Annotated in this window: 8 protein-coding genes; 2 read left to right on the top strand and 6 right to left on the bottom strand. The window is 36.3% G+C overall.

What is annotated here, in order from left to right:
* The first annotated feature begins 61 nt into the window (after positions 1 to 61).
* Together CW752_RS03840 and CW752_RS03835 are read left to right on the top strand one after the other, a co-directional pair.
* Entirely contained in the window at positions 62 to 556 is a 495-nt protein-coding gene (locus CW752_RS03840) for a low affinity iron permease family protein (RefSeq protein WP_101238455.1), read from the top strand.
* 159 nt (positions 557 to 715) lie between these two features.
* A complete protein-coding gene (locus tag CW752_RS03835; RefSeq protein ID WP_101238454.1) occupies positions 716 to 2,959 on the top strand; it encodes a zinc-dependent metalloprotease in 2,244 nt (747 codons plus the stop codon).
* A 61-nt stretch (positions 2,960 to 3,020) separates the two neighbouring features.
* Here CW752_RS03835 and CW752_RS03830 read toward each other — a convergent pair whose 3' ends face one another.
* The 6 genes from CW752_RS03830 to CW752_RS03805 form a co-directional block, all read right to left on the bottom strand.
* Positions 3,021 to 5,747, bottom strand: a complete 2,727-nt coding sequence (locus tag CW752_RS03830) for a hypothetical protein (protein ID WP_101238453.1) — start codon at positions 5,745 to 5,747, stop codon at positions 3,021 to 3,023.
* A 100-nt stretch (positions 5,748 to 5,847) separates the two neighbouring features.
* Positions 5,848 to 6,819, bottom strand: a complete 972-nt coding sequence (locus CW752_RS03825) for a hypothetical protein (RefSeq protein ID WP_101238452.1) — start codon at positions 6,817 to 6,819, stop codon at positions 5,848 to 5,850.
* A gap of 245 nt (positions 6,820 to 7,064) precedes the next feature.
* Positions 7,065 to 7,865, bottom strand: a complete 801-nt coding sequence (locus CW752_RS03820; RefSeq protein WP_101238451.1) for a hypothetical protein — start codon at positions 7,863 to 7,865, stop codon at positions 7,065 to 7,067.
* A gap of 8 nt (positions 7,866 to 7,873) precedes the next feature.
* Positions 7,874 to 8,605, bottom strand: coding sequence for an MIP/aquaporin family protein (locus CW752_RS03815; RefSeq protein ID WP_101238450.1), 732 nt, complete (start codon positions 8,603 to 8,605; stop codon positions 7,874 to 7,876).
* A 24-nt stretch (positions 8,606 to 8,629) separates the two neighbouring features.
* A complete protein-coding gene (gene glpK / locus CW752_RS03810; RefSeq protein WP_101238449.1) occupies positions 8,630 to 10,126 on the bottom strand; it encodes a glycerol kinase GlpK in 1,497 nt (498 codons plus the stop codon).
* A 9-nt stretch (positions 10,127 to 10,135) separates the two neighbouring features.
* Positions 10,136 to 11,734, bottom strand: coding sequence for a glycerol-3-phosphate dehydrogenase/oxidase (locus CW752_RS03805; RefSeq protein WP_101238448.1), 1,599 nt, complete (start codon positions 11,732 to 11,734; stop codon positions 10,136 to 10,138).
* Between the last annotated feature and the right edge of the window lie 187 nt (positions 11,735 to 11,921).

The following is an 11,921-nucleotide window of genomic DNA, read 5'->3' as shown; positions in this document are numbered from 1 at the left end:
TAGTTTTATATCTTTAAATTGAAGTTAATTTTATACATTTATTAGTAGAAAAATAAATGCTATGAGCCATAGGAATAATAATTTTTTTGAAAAATTTTCAAACTGGGCGGTAAAGTTTACTGGAAGTCAATTTGCATTTCTTGGAGCAATGTTTATTGTAATAGCATGGGCAGTCACAGGCCCGTTCTTTAATTATTCAGAAACCTGGCAGCTTGTGATTAATACCGGAACCACCATTATTACCTTTCTTATGGTTTTCCTGATTCAAAAAGCTCAGAATAAAGATTCAAAAGCAATACAAATTAAGCTGAATGAGATTATTGCAGCTCATGAAAAAGCAAGCAATAGAATAGTAGATATTGAGGACCTTACAGAAGCAGAACTGGATCAGTTACATTGTTACTATGAAAATCTTGCTCAATTTTCTAAAAAGGATGCAGATATTCATACTTCTCATTCTATTGATGCAGCTCAAAGAAACCAGGACTATAAGTACGAGTTCTTTAAAAAAAGACATGAAGAATGGTTACAGAAGCAAGGACAAAATGAAAAATAACAATTTTATTTAAATTTTTCTTCAAATAAGTTAAATTGTAGATTTTTTTTAATTTTCATGATTGAATTTAATGTTTTATTGATGATTTTATAACATTTTTGCATTTTTTATTTGTTTTTAATAGCATGATTGTAAATTTGTTGTTTAAAAATTATTCAAATGAAACGAAAATTATTTTGTTTACCATTGTTGGTTATGGCCGCAACGGTAAGTGCACAATGGACTCAAGATGTCCCAAAACAAAAAATTCTAAAAGAGAGCGAAGATTCTTTTTACTACAAGCTCGATATTAATCAAATAAGAACTCAGTTATTAAGAGCCCAGAAAGTGGGTGAAGGTTCGGCTGTTAGCATCAATATTCCGACTTCAGGAGGGAAAATTGAGCGATTTATGGTCAATAGCTTTCCCGTTCTGGATGAAAAATTAGCCAATGAATATCAACTTGGATCTTATGCCGGGGTAGGAGTTGATGATCCTTCAAAATATATTCGCTTTAGTGTTGCTCCCAACGATTTCCAATCAATGATAATTGGTAGCAATGGTAAATATGAATTTATAGAACCGGCAACGGCAGATAAATCTTATTACTCTGTACATGGAAAAACCAGCAAAAGCGGACATGCTTTTGCCTGCAGTACTAAAGAAGATAAAGAATCTGTTGATAGACTTAAGAAGCTGATGAATGCCGGAGAAACAGCCAGATCAAACAATAGAACCTATCATACTCTTAGGTTAGCATTGTCTGTTACCGGAGAGTATACTACTTATTTCGGTGGTACAGCCGGTGCACTTACTCAGATGAATGCTACTTTATCAAGAGTAAACGGAGTGTTTGAAAAAGAGTTTAATCTCCATCTTAATATGATAAGTGCTCCTAACCTTATCTTTACAAATGCATCCACAGATCCTTATAGTAATTCAGATTATATGTGTAGGTGGAATAATGAGTTGATGGGAGTGTTGAATGGTGGTACTTATGGCGCTACTAATGCTGATTTTGATATTGGACATCTTTTTGGTGCCACAGGTGGTGGTGGTAATGCAGGATGTATAGGTTGTATTGGAAGTAATAACACGTCTACAACATCTATTAGTGCAGCTAATAGTGACTGTAAAAATAGTGCAGGAACTTACTATGCCTATATTTCTCCAAATAGGTATAAGGGTAGTGGGTACACTTCCCCGGCAGATGCTATACCAATGGGAGATAATTTTGATATAGATTTTGTAGCTCATGAAATGGGACACCAGCTTGGAGATAATCATACCTTTAGTAGATCCGAGGGAGGTACTTCAAATACTTATGTTGAACCAGGTACAGGAAGTACTATCATGGGATATGCAGGGCTTTGGGGAACAATGTCGGTTCAGCCTCATTCAGATCCTTATTTTCATACAGTCAGTATTGATCAGGTTCAAGCAAATCTGGCAGCGGTAACGGTTGATGTAGAAACTCCTATTACAAATAATCCTCCGGTTGTTACAGCAATGAATACAACGTATACAATTCCTAAATCTACACCATTCGTATTGACTGCTTCTGCTACAGATCCGGATGGTGATGCTTTGACATATTGTTGGGAGCAGGTGGATACAAGTAGTCTTTCTGGGGGAATAACAAAAACAAATATTGGAACTACAACCTCAGGAGCCAATTTCAGATCATGGTCTCCAACGAGTAGTCCTACAAGATATTTCCCTAAATTATCAACGGTTTTAGGTGGAGCTGTGAAAAATACGAATGATTTTGAGGCGGCTTCAACAGTGGCAAGAACAACCAACTTCCGCGTAACGGTAAGAGATAATAAAGCAAATGGACAGACACAAACTGCTTATGCAACCCAAAAAGTTGTAGTTGGATCTGCCAATGCTTTTACCGTAAATACCACTTCATTAACACCAAATGCAACTTCAACGATAGCATGGACTGTTTCCGGAACAACAGCATCTCCATATAATGTCGCGAATGTTAAAATTGATTATACCACAGATAATGGAACAACATGGAATAATTTGGCGGCATCAGTTCCTAATAGTGGTACAGCAAATGTTTTTATTCCTGGAACTTTATCCGGTAAGACGATCTACATTAGAGTATCAGCAATTGGAAATGTTTTTTATGCCGTAAATAAAGCAGTGGTAAGTGGAACAGCGCCATTAGTTGCTAAAATTGAGAGTCCAAAATCAGTTCAGATCTATCCAAATCCTGTAGATGATATCGTAAATGTGCTGAATGTATCACCGGAATCATCTTATGAAATCTTCAATAGTCCCGGACAGTTGATTTCAAAAGGAAAAATAGGAGATGGTAAAATTAATGTGAGCACCTTAGTAAAAGGAGTTTATCTTATAACAATCACTGGTAATGAAATTAATATGACTACTAAATTTGTTAAAAAATAATCGAGCTTAAAACCCAAAATAAAAAACCTCTGAGTCATCAGAGGTTTTTTTATGAATAATTTTATCTCATAAAATAGCTGAAATAGCTACAGCTTCCCATGAGGTCTTTGGCTGCTTCGGTATCAGAATACTGACTTTTCAGCTGAGCAAAATATGTTCTGTATTTCTGATTTCTGAGGGTGTTCATTTCCTTTTGATGAGCCTCTTCTTTCTCGGACCATTTTGGATCAGAGTAATCAAAATTCCCCTGATTTTTCGCTTCATACTGGTAATATTTACCCTGTTCAGCACTGGCCATCTGGAATAAAATTCTGGCTTTATCCTCTTTGTTATTTGAAAGCTTAAGGGCTTTTTGATAATAATTGATTGATAAGTCAAAATTATCCGGTTCGATATAAGAAGTATCTAGGAAATTTTTATAATAATACATATAAGGATTGGCTCTGTCTGTATTCCAGAAGTTATACTTTCCCCCATTGGTGTTATCAATATCCATCACGAACAATTGTCGGTAATACCCTAAAATAGAAGTATTGTATAATAAATTTCCGATAAGTTGGTTGGCTCTGGATGCTTTTTCATCAGTACCGTTTCCTATCTTTTTAAGTTGGATTAAAGCTTCTGCAAGTTCCAATTTATTCATGGTATTTTTGATGAATGGGAAGTCGGAATAATTTTCAGCTTTCATACTTTCGGTATCCGGACTTTGATAGCTTTCCCAAACGTTATGTCCGAAAACAAGATTGGAAATGTTTTTATAACCATCATATTCAGCAGGAGCATATTGTTTTTGGGTGATCTTTTGACCTTCTTTCTCTGTCCAATCATAATTTTGTCTTGGAATGCCTGCAAAACCTTTTGCTTTTACATAATAAGATTTTGCCTTTTCAAAATCAGCCAGTCTCATGGCTCTGTCTCCGTAGATCGTATTGAAGAATGCATCGATATTACCTACGCTGTCCATATTTTTAGCAATGATTTGTTGCTCAAATTGAGTTTTGTTTGATTTTCTATAGAAGTCTTCAACACTCTTTACCAAACTGGAGTTTGGATTGTATTGAAGATCAGAAAGTTTGTTATTCATCAGGAAAGATTTTCCGTCTTCTCCCTGAAGGAAATAACGATTGGCCAAAACATCTTTAAGGAAATCAGCAGTAGAAGGAACTTCGCCATAATAATCGAAATTGTCTGTGGTGGCAGTATCTTTCTTTACCGGTTTTTCTACAAAATATTCTGCATAATCTTTCATCAGGCGATCTTCATAAGCAGCATCAATTTTAGGTTGGGAAACAATATCGTTCAACACTTTCATTCTTTTGATTTCTTCCAGATATTCGGGATTACTTGTTTTGATTTCGTTTAGAATTTCAGTGCTGCCCTTGTAGTCTTTTTTTAGGAATTTAAGATAAGCATTGGCAATTTGCCAATATTCATCTTTAGATTTCTCTTTAGTTTTTTCGGTGAATTTTTCCAGATCGTCCAGATAATCTTTCATCTTTTCATCATACCCGTATCCGGTAGTATAAAACGGAATCCTGTTTGGGTTGTTTAATAACTCATCATCACTTAGGTCTGCTTTATTGGCATCACCCGTTTTATCAGATTTGGAATCTCCAAAAAGATTTTTGAAGAATCTTACGATTTTTTGCCAGAAAGAAAGCTTCTCTTCTCTTACCTCGGGAGCACTACCTGCCTTTACATCTTTTGAAGAAGAGACATTAGTATCTGCTTTTCCTCTTTGTGTATAAATATTATTGGCGGCATCTGAAGTATAATAATAAATTGGAAGATAACTTCTTTCCAGTTCGTTGATGCTTCTTGCTGCCATTACTTTTAGAATTTCAGAATCCGGATTGATGTCATACATCTTTTCCATAGTCGGAATTGGATTATTGAAGTCTTCATATCCCAAAAGGAAATAAGCCATATTTTTTTCCTCATTGGTATTTGCTCTTTTCAAGATGTTGCTGAAAGATGCCGTGTCAGATAGTTTCATAGAAACAAATGCTGATTCCTTCCTATCTTTAGTGTTCATAAATACCTGAAAGAAGTTCCAGTTGGCATCACTGTTCATCTCCATTCCTCTTTGAGCTCCTGCCAGCTGATCCAAAGCCATGAAGTAAACAGTACTTTTCAATTTAATCGGAGCAACATAAGTATTGAAAGCTTTTACTGCAGAATCGTAATTTCTTGTATAATGATTCAAACGTACCAGCTGATATCCGTAACGTTGTTTGATTTCAGGATTTTTGGCTGCGTTGTATAACGAAGTTAAAGCTGCGATCGTTTTATCATAATCAAGTGCTGTCGCATTCTTTCTGTTGGCATCTCTGTCATAATAAAATGAATTTTCGCTTTCAACATAATTGATGCTCATATAAGGTTCCAGATATTTTGCCTCAATTAAGTAATCAATTCCTTCTTTATATTTCTGATAAGAACCCGTTCCTAATTTTAATAAAAGTGGATGGGTCGGGTTGCCATTCTTAAAAGCGTTCAGATCGCTCATACTCATTTTATAGACAAGATTTGCCGTCTCTGAATAAGTGAGCTGATTATTAAAGAATTTTCTCCATGTTTCAATATTATCATCCGGAATCAATGAGGGATTATATCCGCCATAGAATCTGGTTGAGTAGGTGTGTAGAAAAGGAAGATAAGCTTTATCCTTAATAATGCTTTGTGTAAAAAGATTGAAATAATCATAATCAGGATCCGACCATGCACAGGCATCGGATTTCGTATAGAAAAGAGATACCACAGCAAGTGAAAGAATATACTTTTTCATAAGAGATGTGTAGTGTTTTTAGTTTTTATAATGATTTGTAATTCAGTCTTGACAGGAATATTTTATATTTAAAATTGTTCTGCCACTGTCTGTGAAATATTTAAAAATTTCGGTCCAATACAAATTTACTATCTAATTGATAATATATAATATTAAAATGAGGTATTTTTTTCTGTAAAAAAGAAACAACATCCTGAATCTGTTCATCAGATATTTCTTCCACCTTTATTGTAAAGCCTTTATTCAGATAGTTTCCAAAATAGAATCCATCTTTCAAAATTTGAACTTCATGATCCGAAATTTTTTTAAAATTTGGATTTTCCAGGTCTTTTTTTGATAATGCATTAATCAGTTTATGTTTCTCCAGGTGATTAGTCACGATTCCCCATGAATAAATAGGTAATGCTACTTCAATATTTTTGATAGGATAATCTTCCATTTTCGAAAGATAGCTCTTTAGAACATTGACATCCAGAATTGAATTTTTATCCGATTTTTCCAGTGGAGATGAAGTGGAATAGCACATCAGGTAGACCTTTTCCACAGGAGGTATTCCTGTTTGTTTTTTATCTTTAACCTGGTGAAGGCGGAGAGTACAAGTAATTTCTTTTCCTGAGACCTTTTTAAGCTCCTTCAGAAATTTGAAGTAATCATCTCGTGTTCCGGCAGTCCAGTCGCAGTCGATCTGAATTTCATTATTGGTTTTTAAATGATATTCTTCTGTTTTCTTTTGAATTAAATGATGAATGCTTGCTGCGAGAAACTTAATACCCTCGCCGGAAATGTTTAATAGGGACCTATTGGTAATGAATACCGTTGGGACAATCTGTTTATTGGTCTGAAAACTTTTATCTTTTGTAATTACAGCAATCGGCTGAAACTGATCATTTACTTTATCAACATCAAAAAATCTCGTATATAAATAAGGTACGGGAGCTTGTTCTAATACTTTTTTTTCTTCTTGCTCCAACTTTAGGCTGGTCTTCCAATAATAAAAAGTATAAGGATGATCTTCTTTTTTAGTGCAAGAAGCAATAAAAAAGAAAACCCATAAAATCTTTAGTATTTTCATACTGTGGTAAGCATAATTTATTTGCCAAAAGTAAAAATATTTCCCCAAACATTAAACCGTAAAATCCCGGTGATTCTTATTTGGGTATTAATTTTATAATTTTAAACTTACTCCCCGACAAAACCTAACAATTGTATAACCACTTCCGAGGGGGGTAAATCAAAAGATTTAACAAGGTGTTTTTTTTCACACACGAAAAAACCACTCGAAAGGAGTGGTTTGATATAATTTAGTAAAAGATCACATTAAAAAACTGTTGCAGCAAGTTGAATTCTCGCATACTTATTAGATGGATTCCATATAGCCATCATAGAAACAGGAAGGCTGTAATGATCAGTTATTTTGATTACTTTTCCTGCTTTTAAACCGATGTTCACAATATCAAAGCTATTTTTTCCATTTCCATAGAGGAAGGTTTTATCGTTAAGAGCAAAACCGGCACCTACAAAAGCGTCGAGATTTACTTTTTGGTCCTTAATGACAGGATAGCTTGCCTGGATGTAGGTGGAGTACCTGTTTTTCTTATAGCTTCCATCCGGTTCCAGAATAACTTCTCCTGCATTGGCACCTCCGTAAAGCATAATATCTGCTTCAATATTAATCGGGAATGAAGGCCCAAAAGTATAGTTGGTTCTTAAATCAATAATGTGAGCCGTTCTTCTCTGTGAATAACTGAAAATGTCATCGGCTGCCACGGCAGTATTGATATTCCTAGAATTATAAAGATCCCATAACCCAATATAAAAACGTCCGTCAGAATATTGAACATAGTAATTGATCTCTTTGTAATGGGTGTTATCTTTATCATCTGCAAGAGCCGATGCGCCCCAAATACCTACTTTCCATTTCTTTTCCGCATCCAACGCATAGGAAAGGTTTCCCATTACGACAGGCTTATCGGTGATGATCAATCCTCTCCATAAGTGGTTGTTTTGAATATTGGCTGTAAAATCAAGCCTGCCACTTTTAGTTTCTGTGCTTTCTTGGGAAAGCAATCTTCCTGTACCTAATGCTAATAGGAAGATTCCCTTTAAGATTTTTTTCATCATTTGGCTTATTTTAAAAATCCATATAAAACAGCAGCAATAATGGCTCCTATAACAGGTCCTACTACCGGAATCCACGCGTAGCTCCAATCACTACTTCCTTTTACGGGAAGGATAGCATGCATGATTCTTGGAGCAAGGTCTCTGGCAGGGTTAATAGCATATCCTGTAGTTCCTCCTAGAGATAATCCTATTACCCATACAAGGAAGGTAACCGGAATCGCTCCCACAGAGCCTAAACCTACTTTTGCGGTAGGATCAGCTTGTAAAGAAATACTTGGGTTAGCAAAATAAAAAATAGTAAACACAAGTACAAAGGTTCCTATAATTTCACTGATAAGGTTAGATGAAGTTTTTCTGATAGCCGGTCCTGTACTGAAGCAAGCTAATTTGGCACCTTCATCTTCTGTGATAGCAAAATGATCTTTATGAAAAAGCCATACGAGAAAAGCACCCAGCATTCCTCCGATCATTTGAGCTGCAATATAAGAAGGAACCAGATCCCATGAAAATTTTCCGGCAGTAGCCAGACCAATTGTTACGGCAGGGTTTAAGTGGGCACCACTTACTGGCCCTGCAACAGTAACACCAACGAATACGGCTAATGCCCATGCGGTAGTAATTACAATCCATCCGGAATTATTCCCTTTGGTATCTTTTAAGACAACATTGGCTACAACACCGTTGCCTAATAATATAAGAAGCATCGTTCCGATTACTTCTGCGATAAATGGAGTCATATGTTAGTTTTTAAGGTGAGGGAATTAATCTTCGATCCAGCTTTGAGCACGTGATACCGCTCTTTTCCAAGAGGAGATCATTTTGTCAACTTTTTCCTTTTCCAATTGAGGATGGAAATCTTTATCTACAATCCATTGGGCTTGTATTTCATCTATATTTTTCCAGTAGCCTACAGCAAGACCTGCAAGATAAGCAGCTCCTAATGCAGTTGTTTCCAGAGTTTTTGGTCTTGTAATTTTAAAGCTGAATAAATCGGATTGAATCTGCATCAGCAAATCACTTGCAGAGGCCCCTCCGTCTACTCTTAACTCAAGGCTCGCTCTTCCTGAATCAGCTTCCATAGCTTTTACAATGTCATAAACCTGGAAAGCAATTCCTTCCAATGTAGCTCTGGCAACATGTCCGTCCGTAGTACCACGAGTGATGCCTACAATTGTTCCACGTGCATACTGATCCCAGTAAGGGGCTCCTAAGCCTGTAAGAGCCGGAACAAAATAAACACCTCCGTTATCACTAACAGATGATGCTAGTTCATTCACTTGATCTGAAGAATCGATTAGCTTAAGGCCATCTCTTAACCATTGAATAGCTGCGCCTCCGACAAATACACTTCCTTCTAAAGCATAGTTCACCTCTCCGTTGATTTTCCAGGCAACAGTTGTAAGGAGATTGTTTTTAGATGATACTGCTTCTTTTCCTGTATTCATTAATAAGAAACATCCTGTTCCGTATGTGTTTTTTACCATTCCCGGAGAAGTACACATTTGTCCGAATAAAGCAGCTTGTTGATCCCCCGCAATTCCTGCAATTGGAATTTTAGTGGAGAATAAGGTCGTTGCTGTTTCTCCATACACTTCGCTACTTTGTTTTACTTCAGGAAGTATAGCTTTAGGGATATTAAATAATTCTAATAAATCGTTATCCCATTCCAAAGTATGAATGTTTAAGAGCATGGTTCTGCTGGCGTTGGATACGTCGGTGATAAACATTTTACCACGGGTTAATTTCCAGACAAGCCATGTATCAACAGTTCCGAAACATAATTTCCCGGCTTCTGCTTTTTCTCTTGCTCCTTTTACATTGTCAAGGATCCATTTTAGTTTGGTAGCAGAGAAGTAAGCATCAAGTACCAATCCTGTTTTTGCTTTGATTGTTTCCGCATGTCCCTGTTCTTTCAGCTCATCACAATATTTTGATGTTCTACGGTCTTGCCATACAATAGCATTATAGATAGGTTCACCCGTTTCTTTGTCCCAAACTATCGTTGTTTCACGTTGGTTTGTAATACCGATAGCGGCTACCTCCAATCCGGAAATACCTGCCTTGGCAATAATTTCTGCTGCTACGGAAATCTGAGATGACCAGATTTCATTAGGATCATGTTCTACCCATCCCGGAGTAGGGAAGATCTGTTCGAAGCTTTTCTGAGAAACATATTTCATTTCTCCACTGTGATTGAATAGAATCGCTCTGGAGGAAGTTGTCCCCTGATCTAAAGCGAGAATTAGTTTTTCATTCATATACTAGTGTTAATTTAGGTTAGTAACTTTAGGAGAATAAGGAGTTAATAAATATCCTTTTGCTAATTCAATGAATTCATTTTCTTGTTGCTGTGCCCACTCTTCAGTGTATCCTTTTTCCTCAGCAATAATTCTTGCCACATGATGAGCGCTGTCAATAGCTGCTCTTGCATCTAAAAATAACAGGCGAACTCTTCTTGCTAAAATATCCTCAATTGTTTCAGCCATTTCTTGTCTTACAGCCCATACCACTTCCGCAACAGTAAAGGGGTGATCAGGGTGAATTTTTTGTGCATAACGAGGATTGCTCTCTTGTAAAGCTTTTATTGCCGGAATGTCGGATCCGTAAACATATAAATGATTGGTTCTGTCTACCTGTTCAGGTTTTACATTCCCATGGATAGAGAGGTGTTCCGTTTTAGAAGCTGCATTTCCTAATCTGTGAACTTTCATAGCTTCGTCAACGGTATCTTCAGCCATTTTTCGGTAGGTTGTCCATTTTCCTCCAATAATAGAAACCAATCCTGTATCTGAAGTTATAACTTTGTGGCTTCTGGAAACTTCTTTGGTGCTTTTGCTTCCGTCTTTAGGGGCAGCAAGAGGACGAAGTCCTGCGAAAACAGATTTTACATCTTCACGGGTTGGTTTTTTCGCTAAATACTGTCTTGCCGTATTTAAAACAAAATTGATTTCTTCCTCTAAAGCGCGTGGCTCAAAGCTTTCGGTTTCCAATAGTGTGTCTGTGGTCCCTACCAATGCTCTGTCGTGCCATGGAACAACAAATAGAACTCTGCCGTCTGAAGTTTTTGGTATCATGATCGCATCATCGCTTTTTAGAAATGATTTATCAAGCACTAAGTGAATTCCCTGGCTTGGAACAACCAGCTTACCATGTTTAGGATTGTTCATGTTGAGAATGTCATTGGTGAATACCCCCGTTGCATTGATGACAACATTTCCATGAATCTGATACTTTTGTTGAGTGAATTGATCCTCAGCAGTAACTCCAATAATTTTATCCGAATCATTTTTTAAAAGACCTACTACCTTCATATAATTGATAGCACTGCCTCCTTTTTCAATAATGGTTTGAGTTAAGTTAATGGCTAATCTGGCATCGTCAAACTGTCCGTCCTGGTAAACAACTCCACTCATCAAATGGTTTTGTTCAATAGTAGGAAGCTTTTCAACGGTTTTCGATTTGCTGATGTATTTGGTTTTACCCAAACTCAGTTTTCCTGCAAGGAAATCATAAACAGACAGCCCGATTTTATAGTAGATTCCTCCCCACCAAGTATAATTAGGAATAATGAAAGACTGGTTTTTTACAATGTGTGCTGCGTTTTTAGCCAGTAAACCTCTTTCTTTTAATGCTTCTTTTACCAAACCGACATCTCCTTGTGCAAGATATCTTACTCCACCATGTACCAATTTGGTGCTTCTGCTGGATGTTGCTTTTGCAAAATCATGAGATTCAAGTAATAATGTTTTGAATCCTCTGCTTACTGCGTCTAATGCTGAACCTAAACCACTGGCTCCTCCTCCTATGACAATAAAGTCCCATTCTTTTACATTGGTTAACTTATTGAGTTCTTCGTTTCGTTTCATAAATGTTTCGTTTATGTTTCGTTTTCAAATATATAAATTAAAAATGAAAGCAAAAAGAAAATAAATGAAATTTCAATATGTTAAAAAAAAACGGTAATTTTGAAGAAACGAATAAAATGGAGAAGCTAATCCCAAGGCATGATGAAATATTAAAGGAGTTGGATGAAAAAGGCCATGTTCTCGTTCA

Origin of the sequence: Chryseobacterium sp. PMSZPI, from assembly GCF_002835665.1 — a bacterium.
Classification (GTDB): Bacteria; Bacteroidota; Bacteroidia; order Flavobacteriales; family Weeksellaceae; genus Chryseobacterium.
This window is presented reverse-complemented; position numbering and strand designations above follow the sequence as displayed.